Source organism: Streptomyces sp. NPDC059564 (assembly GCF_042735575.1).
In the GTDB taxonomy this organism is placed as follows: Bacteria; Actinomycetota; Actinomycetes; order Streptomycetales; family Streptomycetaceae; genus Streptomyces.
In genome coordinates, this window is the sequence record NZ_JBHWBP010000051.1 from 19,452 (window position 1) to 35,596 (window position 16,145).

12 protein-coding genes are annotated in these 16,145 nt (G+C 75.0%); 8 read left to right on the plus strand and 4 right to left on the minus strand.

Going from position 1 to position 16,145, the window contains the following annotated elements; all coding sequences use genetic code 11:
• The first annotated feature begins 37 nt into the window (after positions 1–37).
• Both ACFV0Q_RS12420 and ACFV0Q_RS12425 read left to right on the plus strand, forming a co-directional pair.
• Complete coding sequence (locus ACFV0Q_RS12420; RefSeq protein WP_385004287.1) at positions 38–331, plus strand: hypothetical protein; 294 nt, start codon at positions 38–40, stop codon at positions 329–331.
• 44 nt (positions 332–375) lie between these two features.
• On the plus strand, positions 376–771 hold the full coding sequence (locus tag ACFV0Q_RS12425) for a hypothetical protein (RefSeq protein ID WP_385004289.1): 396 nt from the start codon (positions 376–378) through the stop codon (positions 769–771).
• On the opposite strand, the gene ACFV0Q_RS12430 is transcribed toward ACFV0Q_RS12425, so the two are convergent.
• The 3 genes from ACFV0Q_RS12430 to serC all read right to left on the minus strand — a co-directional run bounded on the left by ACFV0Q_RS12430 (position 768) and on the right by serC (position 6,229).
• Entirely contained in the window at positions 768–3,914 is a 3,147-nt protein-coding gene (locus ACFV0Q_RS12430; protein WP_385004291.1) for a sacsin N-terminal ATP-binding-like domain-containing protein, read from the minus strand. The two genes, ACFV0Q_RS12425 and ACFV0Q_RS12430, sit on opposite strands and share 4 nt — an antisense overlap.
• 220 nt (positions 3,915–4,134) lie before the next feature.
• Positions 4,135–4,851 carry a hypothetical protein gene (locus tag ACFV0Q_RS12435; protein ID WP_385004293.1) on the minus strand — a complete coding sequence of 239 codons (717 nt, stop codon included), beginning with the start codon at positions 4,849–4,851 and terminating at the stop codon, positions 4,135–4,137.
• Between the two features lie 259 nt (positions 4,852–5,110).
• Positions 5,111–6,229: a phosphoserine transaminase gene (gene serC, locus ACFV0Q_RS12440; RefSeq protein ID WP_385004295.1), complete on the minus strand. Its 1,119-nt coding sequence runs from the start codon at positions 6,227–6,229 to the stop codon at positions 5,111–5,113.
• A gap of 85 nt (positions 6,230–6,314) precedes the next feature.
• On the opposite strand from serC, the gene ACFV0Q_RS12445 reads away from it, so the two are divergent.
• The 4 genes from ACFV0Q_RS12445 (at position 6,315) to ACFV0Q_RS12460 (ending at position 11,950) form a co-directional block, all read left to right on the plus strand.
• Positions 6,315–9,101, plus strand: coding sequence for an FAD-binding and (Fe-S)-binding domain-containing protein (locus ACFV0Q_RS12445; protein WP_385004297.1), 2,787 nt, complete (start codon positions 6,315–6,317; stop codon positions 9,099–9,101).
• 47 nt (positions 9,102–9,148) lie between these two features.
• Positions 9,149–10,123, plus strand: a complete 975-nt coding sequence (locus tag ACFV0Q_RS12450) for a DMT family transporter (RefSeq protein ID WP_385004299.1) — start codon at positions 9,149–9,151, stop codon at positions 10,121–10,123.
• 139 nt (positions 10,124–10,262) lie between these two features.
• Entirely contained in the window at positions 10,263–11,246 is a 984-nt protein-coding gene (locus ACFV0Q_RS12455; RefSeq protein WP_385004301.1) for a GlxA family transcriptional regulator, read from the plus strand.
• 116 nt (positions 11,247–11,362) lie between these two features.
• Entirely contained in the window at positions 11,363–11,950 is a 588-nt protein-coding gene (locus ACFV0Q_RS12460) for an isochorismatase family protein (RefSeq protein WP_385004303.1), read from the plus strand.
• 12 nt (positions 11,951–11,962) lie between these two features.
• Here ACFV0Q_RS12460 and ACFV0Q_RS12465 read toward each other — a convergent pair whose 3' ends face one another.
• On the minus strand, positions 11,963–13,576 hold the full coding sequence (locus ACFV0Q_RS12465) for an alpha/beta fold hydrolase (RefSeq protein ID WP_385004306.1): 1,614 nt from the start codon (positions 13,574–13,576) through the stop codon (positions 11,963–11,965).
• 309 nt (positions 13,577–13,885) lie between these two features.
• Here ACFV0Q_RS12465 and ACFV0Q_RS12470 point away from each other — a divergent pair, with 309 nt between their 5' ends.
• Both ACFV0Q_RS12470 and ACFV0Q_RS12475 read left to right on the plus strand, forming a co-directional pair.
• Positions 13,886–14,686 (plus strand): TIGR03084 family metal-binding protein, encoded by an 801-nt coding sequence (locus ACFV0Q_RS12470; protein ID WP_385004308.1) that lies wholly within the window; start codon positions 13,886–13,888, stop codon positions 14,684–14,686.
• Positions 14,683–16,145 (plus strand): acyclic terpene utilization AtuA family protein (locus tag ACFV0Q_RS12475; protein WP_385004310.1); only part of this gene is annotated, 1,463 nt, incomplete at its 3' end. The genes ACFV0Q_RS12470 and ACFV0Q_RS12475, both read left to right, overlap by 4 nt.

A 16,145-nucleotide genomic window follows, 5' to 3' on the forward strand; every position in this document is an offset into this window, starting at 1 on the left:
GATGACAGGGCCCTCGCCCGGTGCCCATACTCGAGCTATGGCAACGAAAAAGGTCACCATCACCTTGCCTGAAGAGGTGCTGGCCTACATCAAAGACCGGGTGGATGAGCGGGGCGTGTCCGCCTACGTCACAGCGGCCGTCGAGCGCATGGTCGCGAAGGACAAGCTGCACGAGTTGTCGGACTACCTGGAGACGGAGTACGGCCCGACCAGCGAAGACGCGTACGAGACGGTTCTCGACCGGATCGAGGCCATCGACGCCTGGTACGACTCACGCCGGGAAGGGGCCCCTGCCCAGCAGCCCCCGTCGGCTGGGCAGGTCGCCGCGTGACTCCATCGGCGAGTCGGCGGCTTGCGCCCGTACCCCGCACGTTCGTGTTCGATTCCGAGGCGCTCTCCAAGGCGGCGCGCGGTGACGAGACCGTGGCGATGTTCGTCAAGGCTGCGGCCCGCAACGACGTACAGGTGGTCACCTCGGCCCTCACGACCCTGGAGGCGTGGGACCCGAAGGCGGGCGTGCTTCCCGCTGCGTGGGACTGGACCATGTCCCGGATCCAGGTCGTGCACACGACCGACGACCTGATCGGCTCGGCGCGGTCGCTCCTCAAGGCCGCCCGCCTCCACGGCCACAAGTACGCGATCGACGCGGTCCTCGGCGCCGTCGCGCTCGCGGCCGCCCGCCGAGGTGAGCGCGTCATCGTGCTCACCTCGGACGCGGATGATCTGCGACGCCTGCTCGACGACCATCCGGTGTGGATCGAACCCGTCTAGTCGAACCAGCGGTCGCGGGCCAGTTCCGCCGTGCGGGACGGGTCTTCCAGGAGGGCGGCCACCTCGAAGCGGCGGGGCCACTGGCCCGCCGACCAGGCGAGGCCGGCGGCGACGCCTTCCAGGGTGGCGGCGTGGAGGGTGCCGTCCGGGGTGCGGCGCCAGTCGAGTTCGGTGCCGCCCGCGATCAGTTCCTCGTGCTCCAGGTAGGTGTGCGGGGTGGCCGGGCCCAGCAGGACGCGGACCGGCTCCGGGACCTCGTGTTCCTCGCCCGGGGTGGTCACCTCCGCCGGGACGGTGTCCGAGAGGCGGCGCACCTGGAGGAGGTCGGCCAGGTCGGCCGCGCGGGACGGGGCGACCGGCAGCAGGGGCAGGCCCTCGGTGAGGGGGAGCAGGTCGGGGGCGTCGGCGACCACCGCTTCGGCGGCGTCGACCACGACCACCTCCCCGTCCAGCACCGCCCGCAGCTCGTCCGGGAGGGTGACCTGCTCGGGGTCCAGGTCGGCCAGGGCCCCGTACAGGCCGTGCAGCTGATGGCCCGTCACCTCGCGTCCGGGGTCGCCGAGCCGGGCCAGGAGCTCGGCCGCGCCGCCGGGTTCGTCGAGGAGGGCGGCCACGGTGGTGCGTACGCCGAGCGCGCGCAGGACCTGCTCGTCCTCGAAGCCGGTGGCGTCGGCCGGGGTGTAGAGCCCCTCCAGTAGCGGGTCGACGCCGGCGGCGCGCAGTCCGGCGGGGCGGCGGCCGTCCAGTACGGGGTGGTCGCGCAGCCACCAGGCGGTGTACGGGCGCACGGAGCGGGTGGTGCCGTCCGGGAGCAGGATCCGCACCGGCTGGGTCAGCGCGTCGCGCAGCGGGGGCTGCGCGAGCATCGCCAGGGCCTGCGGCCAGCGGTCGTCGTCGACGAGGTCCAGGTCGCGGACGGCGATCAGTTCGGTGGCCACCGGCGGCACCGGGGTGTCGGGCAGCTGGTCGAGCAGGTCCTCGCACCACACGTCGACGGCGTCCAGCAGTCCCGCGTCGTCGGGCTCGGCGAAGTCCCCGTCGCGGGGCTCCAGTTCGTCGGGGTCCAGGACCACGTCGGTGGCGCGGACCAGCTGGAAGGTGGCCAGGACCCCGACCGCGGTGAGGGTGTCGGCGTCCCAGCGGGCGGCCAGCTCGGCGTCGACGTACGGGACCTCGTCCTCCCGGATCACCGAGGCGAGCGGCGAGCCGGGCAGCAGCAGTTCACCGGCCGGGGTCGGTTCGCCGTCCTCGTCGGGCAGGGCCAGCGCGCCGAGCCAGGGCTCGTCTCCGGGGGCCAGGGAGGCGCCCTGGACCAGGGTCAGCACCACCTCGGCCAGCTCCTCCGGGTCCAGCGCCTCCTCGTCCCAGATCTCGCCCGCGTCGAGCGAGTTCGCGACGGCGGCGCGGATCTGCGGGGTCGTCAGGACGGCGCGGGCGGTGGCGGGGAGGGCGCCCAGCTTCTCCAGCAGCGGGTGCGCGGCCTCGGGGTGGGCCACCTTCAGGCCCAGGCGGGCCAGGTCCGCCGGGGTGTCCGCGTACGGGAGCAGCACGTGGCGCGGGCCGATCGTGGTGCGGCCGTCGGCGAGCGGTACGGGCAGCCCGGACAGCCGGTCGGGGTCGACCCCGGCCAGGGTGTCGTACAGGCGGTGCCACCACTGCGGGGTCCGCTCGACGCCGGCGATCCGCTCGATGGCGTCGCCGAGCGGCAGCCGGCCGACGCCCAGGGTGCGCAGCTCGGGGCGCCGCTCCAGCCCGGCGGGCAGCAGGGTCGGGAGCACCTCGGCGAGGACCCGTACGGTGTCGGCGCCCGCGCCCTCGACGACCTCGGCTTCGAAGGGGCGCAGCCGGGTCACCGCCCCGGCGCCCTCGGCCTCCTCGGCGTCTTCGGCGGCCGCGGGCGGCGCGGCCGGGGCGAGGAAGGCGGTGCGGGGCAGGCGCGTCAGGACGGCGGCGCGCAGGGCCCCGTCGAGCTCGCCCTTGCCGAGCGGGCCGGGTACGAGGTCCACCAGGGCGGTGCTCACCGGGTCCCAGGCGCCGAGGAGTTCGGCGTACGCGTCCGCCGCCCGCTCGACGAGGAAGTCGGTCAGCGGCCCCGGCGCGGGGTGCCGGCGCGAGGTGTCCAGCGGCAGCGAGGCGATGAGCAGGGCGGGGATGCCGAGGGGTTCGTCGGTGGGGGTCGGCGCGTGGACGACGGGCGCGGTGCGGGGGCGTTCGGGCGCGCCGTCGGGGTCCACGGGCACGGCCCAGGTGACGGTCCAGGTGGGCCGCAGCCGCTCCTCGACGGGCCGGTCGGCGAGCAGCTCCCGCTCGATGGGGCCGCTGTGGCGGACGGTGCGCCAGCGGTGGGTGCCGGAGGCGGAGTCCTCGATGACGGTGTACGGGCCGTCGGTGCGCCGGTAGAGGGTGCGGGAGCCTTCGGCGGGGGTCTCCACGACGATCTCGCGCAGCCCGGGCAGGGTGAGGAGCAGGGCGTCGTCCACACCGGCCAGCAGCCGCTCCGCCAGGTCCTCGGCGGCGGTGTCGCGCAGCGGGAGGACCACGACGGTGTCGTAGCCGTCGGGGGCGGTGCCCTCGGCGGGCAGCGGCAGGCGCAGCAGCGGGACGTGCCCGTCGCGGCGGCGCAGTTCGTCGCCGAGGCCGGGGCTGAAGCCGGCGGCCTCCCGGGCCATCTCGCGGGCCTCGGCGAGGGACCAGCGGACCCCGCCGTGGCGGCCGAGCACCGCCGGTTCGTCGGAGACGGCCAGGACGGCGGCGAAGCCGACGCCGAAGCGGCCGACGGAGTCCTGGACGTTCTCCCGCTTGGCGGAGGCGCGCAGGGTGCTGAGCGACTCGACGCCCGTCGCGTCCAGCGGGGCACCGGTGTTGGCGACGGCGAGGACCGCGGGGCCGTCGGGGCCTCCGGGGTGCAGGGTGAGCCGCAGCCGGCCGGGGACCCGGGCGCGGGCGGCGGCGTCGGCGGCGTTCTGGGCCAGCTCGACGACGAGCCGGTCCCGGTAGCCGCCGAGCGCCAGGTCCTCCTCGGCGTTGGCGTCCTCGCGGAAGCGGGCCGGGCCCGCGCCCCAGGCGTCGAGCACCGAGCGCCGCAGCCGGGCCGTGCTGAAAGGGTCCACGCCGCTCTGGGCCGCCGTCACTCGCACGTTCACGCCGCTGCCTCCAAGATGTGCTGGGCCCCGAACCTCCAGCCCCGGTCGCTCTGAAGGTATCGCGTGGCGGGGACGGCCCTACGCCTTGCCCGTCAGGTGGGCGAACACGACGACGTTGGAGTCCCAGTGGCGGTCGGCGGTGAGGTCGCCGCCGCAGGTGATCAGGCGGAGCTCGGCCTTGCCGTGGGTGTCGCCGTAGACCTCGTCGGTGGGGGCGGGCTCAGCCGCGGAAGGTCTCGTGCGGCTTCGCGTCGGGGGTGCCCCGCTTGGCCTCGGTGGAGAACTTCACGGTGTCGAACTTCTTGCCGCCCGCGAAGGCGTCGACCCCGTAGTAGCCGGACTTCACGTTGCCCGCGACGGTCGCGGTGCCGGTGAAGGTGCCCTTGCCGTCGCCCTTGAGGCTGACGCGGCCGCCCGCGAAGGCGAGCGAGGAGGCGTACGCGTCCTTCTCGGAGGTCTTGACGGTGATGACGACCTTGTCGCCGGGGCGGCCGAAGTCCTTGGAGAGCTGGACGGTGGACGGCGCCGGGGTGGGCTTCGGGGTGCCCGCCCCGACGTTCAGCCGCGCGCTGGCCTGGATCTTCGCGCCGTCGGGGCCGGTGCCGACGAGGGAGACGCCGTAGCTGCCGTCCTTGACGCGGGCGACGGTGCCGGTGCCGCTCCAGCCGCCCTTGTCCTCGCTCAGCTTCACGCTGTCCAGCGCCGCGGAGGAGACGCTGAACCGGGAGCCGGCCGGGGCCAGGACGCCGACGCTTATGGCGTCGCCGGGCTTGACGGGGGAGGACGGCAGCGTGAGCCGGACGTCTCCGGTGTGGGTGCCGGAGCTCGCCGGGGGCGTCGCCGGGGCCGTCGTCGCGGCGGCGAACGCGGGGGCGGCGGCGCCGATGGCCATCGTCGAGGCGAGGGCCACGCCCACGATGGTGAGTGCCTTGCGCATGGGGTTTCCTCCTGAACGGGCCGGGGGTTTTTCCGGCACACCAGACATGAGGGACATCCTGGGCGTTTTGGTTGCAGTCAGCCTCCGGGCCCCGCAGGCCCCCTGCCGAAGGTCCCGAGGCGCGAACGCGCAGGCCACGCGGCGGGCGCGGCACCTCCGTTTGCGGGCTCTTTGCCCCGATTTTTGGGACCAAAGTCCCGGGAACGCCGGAGCCCCCGGCGACACGGGGTCACCGGGGGCTCCACGCGGACGGACGGGATCAGAGCTGCTCGATCACGTAGTCGACGCACGCGGTCAGCGCCTGCACGTCCGCCGGGTCGATCGCCGGGAACATCGCGACGCGCAGCTGGTTGCGGCCGAGCTTGCGGTACGGCTCGGTGTCCACGATGCCGTTGGCGCGCAGCACCTTGGCGACCGCGGCCGCGTCGATCTCGTCCGAGAAGTCGATCGTGCCGATGACGGCCGAGCGCTTGGCGGCGTCCTGCACGAACGGGGTGGCGTACTTCGACGCCTCCGCCCAGCCGTACAGGTTGCGCGCGCTGGCCGCCGTACGGCCGGTCGTGAACTCCAGGCCGCCCTGGGAGTTCATCCACTCCAGCTGCTGGTCCAGCAGGAAGAGGGTGGACAGCGCCGGGGTGTTGTACGTCTGGTTCTTCAGCGAGTTGTCGATCGCCGTCGGCAGCGAGAAGAACTCCGGGATGTGCCGGCCGGAGGCGTGCACGCGCGCCGCGCGCTCCAGGGCCGCCGGGGAGAACGCCGCCAGCCACAGGCCGCCGTCGGAGGCGAAGGACTTCTGCGGGGCGAAGTAGTAGACGTCGGTCTCGGTGATGTCCACCGGCAGACCACCGGCGCCCGAGGTCGCGTCCACCAGGACGAGTGAACCGGCGTCCGCGCCCGCGACGCGCTCGACCGGCGCCGCGACACCCGTCGAGGTCTCGTTGTGCGTGTACGCGTACACGTCCACGCCCGCCTCGGCGACCGGCTCGGGGTGCGTGCCCGGCTCGGAGGAGATCACCGACGGCTCGTCCAGCCACGGCGCGAGCTTCGCGGCCTTGGCGAACTTCGAGGAGAACTCGCCGAAGGTGAGGTGCTGGGACTTCTGCTCGATCAGCCCGTGCGTCGCGATGTCCCAGAAGGCGGTGGAGCCGCCGTTGCCCAGGATCACCTCGTAGCCCTCGGGGAGGGAGAAGAGGTCCCGGAGTCCCTGGCGCACCGAGCCGACCAGGTTCTTGACCGGGGCCTGGCGGTGTGAGGTTCCGAGCAGGGAGGTACCGGTGGCGGCGAGGGCGTCCAGCGCCTCGGTCCGCACCTTGGAGGGGCCCGCGCCGAAGCGTCCGTCGGCGGGCTTGATGTCAGCGGGAATCTGGATCTCAGCCACGAGCGGAGCGTATCGGGTCCCGTACCGCCTTTCGGAGGCGCGTCCACCCGATGAGACGCGCCGCGGCGGTGGCAGGCTGGACGCCGTGACGTCACCCGGGGACCTCGAACGGACATTGCGGGCGAACGTGCGCGGGGAGGTGGACTTCGGGGCCGCCGCGCGGGCGCTGGTGACCATGGACGCCTCCAACTACCGCCGCGTGCCGGTCGGCGTCGTCGCCCCGCGCGACGCCGACGACGTCGCCGCCGCCCTCGCGGTCTGCGCCGGGGCCGGGGTGCCCGTCGTACCGCGCGGCGGCGGCACCTCCATCGCCGGACAGGCCACCGGTACGGGCGTGGTCCTCGACCTCACCCGGCACATGGACGCCCTCGTGTCGGTGGACCCCGCCGCCCGTACCGCCGTCGTCCAGCCCGGGCTGGTCCTCGACCGGCTGCGGGACGCCGTGCGCCCCCACGGGCTGACCTTCGGGCCCGACCCGTCCACGCACTCCCGCTGCACCCTCGGCGGGATGATCGGCAACAACGCGTGCGGGGCCCACTCGGTGGCCTGGGGCACCACCGCCGACAACGTCGCCGAGCTCGCCGTCACCGCCTACGGGGGCGCCGCGCACCGGATCGGACGGGGCTGGGCGGGCGCCCCGCCGGGCCTGCGGGAACTCGTCGAGGGCAACCTGGCGACCCTGCGGACGGGGATGGCCGGCGGCTTCTCCCGCCGGATCTCCGGCTACGGCGGACTCGACGCGCTGCTCCCCGAGCGGGGCACGGACCTCGCCCGGGCCTTCTGCGGGAGCGAGGGCACCCTCGGGGTGGTCACGGAGGCCGTGGTGCGGCTCGTGGAGCTCCCGGCCGCGCCCGTGCTCGTCGTCCTCGGGTACGCCGACGAGAGCGCGGCGGCGGACGCGGCCGCCGGGCTGCTGCCGCACCGGCCGCTCACCGTCGAGGGGATGGCCGAGGACCTGGTCCGCGGGGCCGCCGGACTCCCGAGGGGCGGGGCCTGGCTGTTCGTGGAGATGCCGGACGAGGGCGCCGCCCGGGCCCTGGCACGGGCCGCCGACGCCCTCGACGCGCTGGTGGTCACCGACCCGGCCGGGCAGCGGGCCCTGTGGCGGCTCCGGGAGGACGCGGCCGGCACGGCGACGCGGCTGCCGGACGGCAGTATGGCCTGGCCGGGCTGGGAGGACTGCGCGGTGCCGCCCGCGCGGCTGGGGCCGTACCTGAGGGAGTTCCGGGCGCTGCTGGCGCGGCACGGGCTGCGCGGGTCCCCGTACGGGCACTTCGGGGAGGGCTGCGTCCACGTCCGGATCGACTTCGACCTGGTGACCGCGGGCGGCGTGGCCCGCTTCCGGGCGTTCTCGGGGGAGCTCGCCGACCTGGTGGTGGCCCACGGCGGCTCCCTGTCCGGGGAGCACGGCGACGGGCAGGCCCGCGCGGAACTGCTGCCGCGCATGTACGGGCCCGAGGTCATCGGCCTCTTCGGCGCGTACAAGGACGTGTGGGACCCGGCGGGCGGGATGAACCCCGGGATGCTGGTCCGCCCGGCCCGGCTCGACGAGAACCTCCGCTTCGCCGTGCTGCCCCGGACCCCCTTCGCGGGGGAGGTCGCGAAGTGCGTCGGCGTCGCGAAGTGCCGCTCGGTGGACGTCGGCGGAGCGGCGGTGATGTGCCCCTCGTACCGGGCCACGGGCGAGGAACGGCACTCCACGCGCGGCCGGGCCCGGCTGCTGCACGAGATGCTGGCCGGGGAGGTCGTACGGGACGGCTGGCGCTCGGAGGAGGTCGCCGAGGCCCTTGACCTGTGCCTGGGCTGCAAGGGCTGCCTCAGCGATTGCCCGGTCGGGGTGGACATGGCCACGTACAAGTCGCAGTTCCTGCACCGCCACTGGGCGGGCCGCATCCGCCCGCTCGCGCACTACGCCCTGGGCGGCCTCCCGGCCTGGCTCCGCCTGATCGCCGCCCTGCGGCTGGCCCGCCCCCTCAACCGTGCGTCCCGCCACCTCCGCCTCCCGGGCCTGGAGCCCTCCCGCCCCCTGCCCCGGCTGGCCCCGGCCCCGTTCACCCGCTGGTGGCGCCGCTTCTCCCGCTCCGCGGAGCCTGTCCCCTCCCCGCCCTTCCCCCATCCCCCGGACGGAGTCTGGGGGATGGGGGAAGGGCGGGTCGGGGACGGCCGCCCGCAGGGCTCCGCCGTGACCCTGTGGCCCGACACCTTCACGGAGTACCTCGCCCCCGAGGCCGGCCGGGCCGCGGTACGGGTCCTCCAGGCGGCCGGCCTCACGGTGACCGTCCCCCGGGGCCGGGTCTGCTGCGGCCTGACCTACGTCTCCACCGGCCGCCTCGACACGGCCCGCAAGGTTCTGCTCCGCACCCTGGACGCCCTCGGCGAGGTACGGGAACCCGTGCTGGTCCTCGAACCCAGCTGCGCGGCAGCGCTCCGCACCGACCTGCCCGCCCTCCTCCCCGACGACCCCCGCGCGGCCGGCCTGGCGGCAGCCGTCCGCACCTTCGCCGAGACCCTGGAGGAGCACGCCCCGCACTGGCGGCCGCCCCGCCTCGACCGGCCCGTCGCCGGGCAGACCCACTGCCACCAGCACGCCGTCCTCGGCGACGCCGCCGACCGCCGGCTGCGCGAGCGCGCCGGGCTCACCGGGGAGCTCAGCGGCGGCTGCTGCGGCCTCGCGGGCAACTTCGGCTTCGAACCCGGCCACCACGCCGTCTCGGTGGCGTGTGCCGAGGAACAGCTGCTGCCGTCGCTGCGCGCCGCCGGGCCGGACGCCGCGGTCCTCGCGGACGGGTTCTCCTGCCGCACCCAGATCGCGCAGCTGTCCCCGGGCCACCGGGCCCGCCACCTGGCGGAGCTCCTGGCGGAGGCGCTGTAAGGCAGAACACTCCGGGACGGTCCTTACGCACCCCTTAGTCTGGATTCATGCCCGCACCCTCCTCGTCCCCGAAGACCACGACCACGACCCCCACCACGACCGCACCCGCCGCCTCCGCGCCCCCTTCCGCTCCGGCCTCCGCCCGGACCCGGTTCGGCCCGGTCGCGCTCGTGGTCTCGGCCGGGGTCTCGGTGCAGTTCGGGGCCGCCCTCGCGGTCACCCTCATGCCGAGGGCGGGCGCGGCCGGCGTGGTCACCCTGCGCCTCGCCGCGGCGGCGCTGGTGCTGCTGGTCGTGTGCCGGCCGAAGGTGCGCGGCTACACCCGCTCCGACTGGGGCACGGTCGTCGCCTTCGGCGTGGCCATGGCGGGCATGAACGGCCTCTTCTACCAGGCCATCGACCGCATCCCGCTCGGCCCGGCCGTGACCCTGGAGGTCCTCGGCCCGCTGGCCCTGTCCGTGATCGTCTCGCGCCGCCTGGTGAACCTGCTGTGGGCGGGCCTCGCCCTGGCCGGCGTGGTCCTGCTGTCCGGGCACGGCGGGGGCGGCTTCGGGTTCGGCTCCCTCGACCCGGCCGGTGCGGCCTTCGCGGTCGGAGCGGGCGCGATGTGGGCCGCGTACATCGTCTTCAGCGCCCGTACCGGCCGCCGCTTCCCGCAGGCCGACGGGCTGGCCCTGGCGATGGCGGTGGCGGCCGTGATCTCGCTGCCGCTGGGCGTGGTCGAGGCGGGCTCCGACCTCCTCGTCCCGAGCACCCTCGCCCTCGGCCTGGGCGTGGCGGTGCTGTCCTCCGTGCTCCCGTACACGCTGGAACTGCTCGCGCTGCGGCGGCTGCCCGCCCCGACCTTCGCGATCCTGATGAGCCTGGAACCGGCCATCGCGGCGAGCGCCGGGTTCCTGGTGCTGCACCAGGCGATGTCGGTGCTCGACGCCGCCGCCATCGCCCTGGTGATCGCGGCCAGCATGGGCGCGGTCCGCTCCCAGATCGGCAAGAAGGCGCAGGCGCAGGCGCAGGCGCTGTGAGCGCGGAGCCGCCCGGGCCGGGGCCGCTCTGTTGAACGGGTCCGGCGGCGCGGACGCTCGTGTCCGCCGCGTCCGCCGTGTCCGGATGTGACAGAGAGCCGTCATTGCGGCCATCGGGCGCGGCCGTGACCATGGACGCATGCCCACTCCCCACCGCGTCGTGATCGCGGTCTTCCCCGACGTCGACCTGCTCGACGTCACCGGCCCGGCCGAGGTCTTCGCCCTGGCCAACCGGGAGACCGGCGGCCGGGCGGGCTACGAGGTCCGCCTGGCGGCCCCCGCACCGGGCCCGGTCGTCACCTCGGCCGGGGTGCGGCTGCTGGCGGACCTGACCTTCGGGGAGGTCGGGGCCGCGGTGGACACGCTGCTGGTCCCCGGCGCGGTGGAACTCCGCCCCGACGGCCCGGTGGCCCGGGTCGACGACACCGTCGTGGAGTGGGTGCGGGACACCGCCCCGCACGCCCGGCGGATCGCGTCGGTGTGCGTGGGGGCGCACCTGCTCGCGGCCGCCGGGCTGCTGGACGGCCGGCGGGCGACCACGCACTGGTCGACCGCCGCGCAGCTCGCGGCCGACCACCCGCGGGTACGGGTCGACGCCGATCCGATCTTCGTCCGCTCCGGCCGGGTGTGGACGGGGGCGGGCATCAGCACCTGCATGGACCTGGCCCTCGCCCTCGTGGCCGAGGACCACGGCGAGGAGCTCGCGCTGGCCGTGGCCCGGCAGCTGGTGATGTACCTGAGGCGGCAGGGCGGCCAGAGCCAGTTCAGCGTGCCGCTCAGCAGCCCCGCGGCGGCCCGCCGGGACATCGACGAGCTGCGGGTGTTCGTCACCGAGCACCTCGACGGCGATCTGTCGGCGGCCGCGCTGGCCGGGCGGATGTGCCTGAGCGAGCGTCACTTCGCCCGGGTCTTCCGGCAGGAGACCGGCACCAGCCCGGCCGTGTACGTGGAGGCCGCCCGGGTCGAGGCGGCCCGCAGGCTGCTGGAGACCACCGACGAGCCGCTGGAGCGGATCGCGGCGGCCACCGGGCTCGGCTCGGTGGAAACCCTGCACCGCGCCTTCCGCAAGCAGATCAACACCACTCCGGCGACCTACCGGCGCCGGTTCCGCACCGCTTCCTGACCGCTTCTTCCTCTCCTTCCTCTCCTTCCTCTTCTTCCTCGAACGCTTCCCGATGCCCGGCACGCGAGCCCGGTGGCTTCGCCATGCCTTCGCACGTACCGAAAGGAACCCCTCCCATGACCGCCTCCAAGAGCCTGCGCGACGTCATAGGCCTCGACAACACGCTGCCCCGCCTCGGCGACAGCACCCTGATCCTGATCGACTTCCAGAACACCTACCGCTCCGGCGTGATGGCCCTCGAAGGCGCCGAAGAGGCCCTGGCCGCCGGGGCCCGGCTGCTCGCCGCCGCCCGTGCGGCCGGCACCCCGGTCATCCACGTCGCCGACGCCGGCTACGACCTCACCTCCGAGCTCGGTGCGATCAGCCCCGAAGTGGCGCCCGCCGAGGGCGAGCCGGTCGTGGTCAAGCGGGTCCCCAACGCCTTCCACGCCACCGAACTGGAGAAGACCCTGCGCGACCTGGGTGCCGGACCCGACCTGGTGCTGGCCGGGTTCATGACCCACATGTGCGTCACCTTCACCGCGCAGGGCGCCTTCAACCTCGGCTTCCGGCCCACCGTCGTCGCCGAGGCGACCGCCACCCGGTCCCTGGCCGCGCCCGACGGCACCCTCGTCCCCGCCGCCGCCCTCCAGACGGCCGCCCTGACCACCATCGCCGACGTCTTCGGCCCCGTGGCCCCCACCGTCGGGCACCTCGCCCCCTGACCTGCACGGGGGTCAGGCCAGGGGGAGGTCCAGGTAGGAGGGGGTGGGATCGGGGGAGGTGAACGCCAGCGTGGCACGGGGGAGGTTGGCGTCACCGTAGAAGGGGTCCCGCCCGGTCACCACCAGCATCACGCGGTGGCCGGGCGGGACGTCGTAGGCGGTGGCCTGGAGGTCGAGGTCGGCGCTGATCAGGCTGTCGGGGGCCGAGCCGAGGTCGCTGTACGGGGCGTGCGAGACCAGGCGCGCCGAACCGTCGGGCGCCAGGTCCAGCAGGTACGCGACGAACGAGGAGCCCGGGTTCGCGGCCCGGTAGGTGACGCGGAGCCGGGGGGTGCCGCGCAGCCGGGTGGTCTCCCGGGCGGGGGCGGAGGCCCAGACGGCGGCCACCGCACGGTCGATGTCGCCGGTCGGGTAGACCTTCGGCCGGCCCGCCAGCTCCGCGTACCCGGAGCGCACGAGCGCGTCGGCGACCCGCGCCGGGGTGTCCACCCCGCACACCACGCCGGCCGTCCAGCCCGGCTCGGGCAGGTCGGCCAGCTCGCCGCCTCCGGTGAGGTGGAGGCGGCGCGTCCGCCGGGTGAGGGCGTGCCAGGTCGGGTGGGGTTCGAGGGTCCGGCTCCACATCACCTCGGCGAGGACCTGCCCCTCGTCGGCGATGCCGTTGCCGATGTCCCTCAGGTGGTGGTCGAACCAGCGGTGGGCGTCGGTCCAGATCCGGTTCGGCAGGCCGAGCAGGCCGGTCGCCTCCGGGCCCGCGTGGTCGCCGAGGGAGAGGTCGAGGCGCTTGGGGCCGGTGAGTTCGTTGAACGTCTCCAGGGTCTGGTTGACGGGGAAGAGCGTCTCGTGCCAGGCGTGGGAGAGGAACACCGGTACGTGGCGCCGGTTGAGCTCCTTGACGTGGCTGAGGGGCGAGCGCTGCTCCGCCCACCGCAGGGTCTCCCCGGTCTCCCGGCCGGCCAGGACGTTCTCCAGGACCCGCTCGGTCCGCCGGCTCAGCCGGGCCCGGGCCGCGGCCGCGTACAGGGCCTGGACGGCGGAGGCGCGGGTGGTGGAGTTCTCGTAGAACACCTCCCCGAGGTCGCCCCACGCGCTGAGCGCCGCCACCGCGTCCACCCGGCTGTCGTGCGCGGCGACGAGCAGGGCGATGCCCGAGCCGTACGAGTGCCCGAGGATCCCGACTCTGGTGACGGGTCCGGCCGTGCGCTCCAGCAGGTGGTCCAGGGCGCGGCTGCCGTCGGCCACGTCGAGCGGCCCGGCGGCGTCCACCTGGCCCTCGGAGGCGGCGAACCCGCGGGCGGTGTAGGCGAGGACGTCGTAGCCGCGCGCCGCGAACACGCTGGCCTGGACGGCGTACAGCACCCAGCCCAGCTGCGTCCACGACGCGGGCATCACGACCACCGGGCGGGGCTCCGGGCCGGTGTGCCGCCACAGGGCGGCGTCGAGCAGGTCCCCGCCGGTGCCGGCCACCTTGCCGCGGCTGAAGACCGCGACGTCCCGTACGGCCTCCACCTCGGCGGCGCGCGCGGGCGGCAGTCCGGCGAGGTCGCCGCTCTCCAGGGCGGCGGCGAAGGCCGCGAGGGCGGTCGCGTCGAGTTCGGGATGGAGCGAGAAGGCTGCTGGATACACGGCGTTTCATCCTCGTCGTCGATGGGCGCGGACGTGTTCGGATGTGGCTGCGCGAGCGAGCGGAGCCCTCAGTATCGGGGCGCGGCCGGTGAAGGTTCCGTGGCTTCCCGGCGTACGGCCGGAATCACCCCGGCGGCGGGGAGGGCGTCGCCCGGGCGGGACGGGGGCAGGGGTCAACTCCGTTCCATGGCCATGGAGTTGGCGGGGGTGGCGGGAATCGGGCGGGCTTGGCGAAAATCATGCAAGCATGCTTGATTGTTTTAACGGAGGCTGCCAGTGTTCCCCTCACGCCGAGAGGGGAGCACGCCCGTGCCCGATCCGTCCGCCGTCGCCGTCTTCGTCGATCTCCGGGAGGAGGGTGGGGAACTCGACGCCCTGGTGGCCGAGTTGCCCGCCCCCGCATGGGCCCGCCCCACGCCCGCCGACGGCTGGAGCATCGCCCACCAGATCGCCCACCTGCACTGGACCGACCGGGCCGCGCTGCTCGCCCTCACCGACGCCGACGGCTTCGCCCGGCAGGCCGAGGAAGCCCTGAAGTCACCCGGCACCTTCGTCGACGAGGGCGCAGAGGAAGGGGCCCGACTGGCCCCCGCCGAACTGCTCGCCCACTGGCGCGAAGGCCGCCGCGCCCTCGACGCGGCGCTCGCCGCAGCCTCCCCCGGAGCCCGGTTCCCCTGGTACGGGCCCCCGATGAAGGCCGCCTCGATGGCCAGCGCCCGCCTGATGGAGACCTGGGCGCACGGCCAGGACGTCGCCGACGCCCTCGGCGTCCACCGGATCCCGACCGGCCGGCTGCGGCACGTCGCGCGGATCGGCGTACGGGCCCGCGACTACGCGTACGCCGTACGGGGACTGCCGCTGCCCGCCGGGGAGTTCCGGGTCGAGCTCGACGCCCCGGACGGCCGGGAGGTGTGGGCGTACGGGCCCGCCGACGCCCCGCAGCGCGTCACCGGTCCCGCCCTCGACTTCTGCCTCCTGGTCACCCAGCGCGCCCACCGCGCCGACCTCGCCCTCACCGCCACCGGCCCCGACGCCGACCGCTGGCTGGACCTCGCCCAGGCCTTCGCGGGCCCGGCGGGCCCCGGCCGCGCACCCCGGGGGGCCCGATGAGCCGCCGCCCGCTGCGCATCGGCAACGCCTCCGGCTTCTACGGGGACCGGCTCGGCGCCCTGCGCGAGATGCTGACCGGCGGCCCGCTGGACGTCCTGACCGGCGACTACCTGGCCGAGCTGACCATGCTCATCCTCGGCCGCGACCGCCTCAAGGACCCCGGCCTCGGCTACGCCAAGACCTTCCCGCGGCAGCTGGAGGACTGCCTGGGCCTCGCCCACGAGAAGGGCGTACGCATCGTCACGAACGCCGGCGGCCTGAACCCCGCCGCACTCGCCGACGCCGTACGGGAGCTGGCCGCCAAGGCGGGCGTGCCCGTCGCCGTCGCGCACGTCGAGGGCGACGACCTCATGCCGTACGAGGACGGCGCGCTCACCGCCAACGCCTACCTCGGCGGCGCGGGCATCACCGCCTGCCTGCGGGCCGGCGCGGACGTGGTCGTCACCGGCCGGGTCACGGACGCCGCCCTGGTCAGCGGCCCGGCCGCCTGGTGGTTCGACTGGGCCCCCGACGACCACGACCGGCTGGCGGGGGCGGTCGTCGCCGGACACGTCCTGGAATGCGGAACCCAGGCCACCGGTGGCAACTACTCCTTCTTCACCGCCCACGACGTGCGGCGCCCCGGCTTCCCGCTCGCGGAGATCTCCGAGGACGGCTCGGCGGTCATCACCAAACACCCCGGCACGGGCGGGGCCGTCACCTGTGGCACGGTCACCGCGCAGCTCCTGTACGAGACCCAGGGCGCGCGCTACCTCGGCCCCGACGTCACCGCCCGCCTCGACACCGTACGGCTGCGCCCCGACGGCGCCGACCGGGTACGGATCAGCGGGACCGTGGGGGAGCCGCCGCCGTCCACCCTCAAGGTGGGCGTGACACGCATCGGGGGCTGGCGCAACGAGATCGTCTTCGTCCTGACGGGCCTCGACATCGAGGCGAAGGCCGCCCTGGTGCGCGAACAGCTCGCCGGACCCCTCGCGGGGGTGGCCTCCGCCGACTGGACCCTGGCCCGGACCGACCACGAGGACGCCGCCACCGAGGAAACGGCCAGCGCCCTGCTCCGCCTGGTGGTCCGCGACCCGTCCCCCGACTGCGTGGGCCGCGCCCTGACCGCGTCGGCGGTGGAACTGGCCCTCGCCAGCTACCCGGGCTTCCACATCACCGCCCCACCGGGCCCGGCCCAGCCGTACGGCGTCTTCACCGCGAGCCTGATCCCAACCGAAACCGTCCCCCACGCGGCGGTCCTCCCCGACGGCACCCGCCTCCCCATCCCCGCTTCCCCGAACCCCGACGCGGTGCTGCACGGCATTCCAGCCCCGCCGGCGTTTGAGGCGCGGGGGTCCGGGGGCGGAGCCCCCGAAGGGGTCCGGGGCGTAGCCCCGCGGGGTTCTGGGGGCGTAGCCCTGCGGGGTTCTGGGGGCGGAGCCCCCGAAGGGGTCCGGGGCGCAGCACCCTGGGGTTC

What these genes read in the sequence shown, in the direction of transcription:
- ACFV0Q_RS12420 (WP_385004287.1), top strand. Translation starts at nt 38, where the DNA reads ATGGCAACGAAAAAGGTCACCATCACCTTGCCTGAAGAGGTGCTGGCC.
- ACFV0Q_RS12435 (WP_385004293.1), bottom strand. Translation starts at nt 4,851, where the DNA reads ATGCGCAAGGCACTCACCATCGTGGGCGTGGCCCTCGCCTCGACGATG.
- ACFV0Q_RS12450 (WP_385004299.1), top strand. Translation starts at nt 9,149, where the DNA reads ATGCCCGCACCCTCCTCGTCCCCGAAGACCACGACCACGACCCCCACC.
- ACFV0Q_RS12455 (WP_385004301.1), top strand. Translation starts at nt 10,263, where the DNA reads ATGCCCACTCCCCACCGCGTCGTGATCGCGGTCTTCCCCGACGTCGAC.
- ACFV0Q_RS12460 (WP_385004303.1), top strand. Translation starts at nt 11,363, where the DNA reads ATGACCGCCTCCAAGAGCCTGCGCGACGTCATAGGCCTCGACAACACG.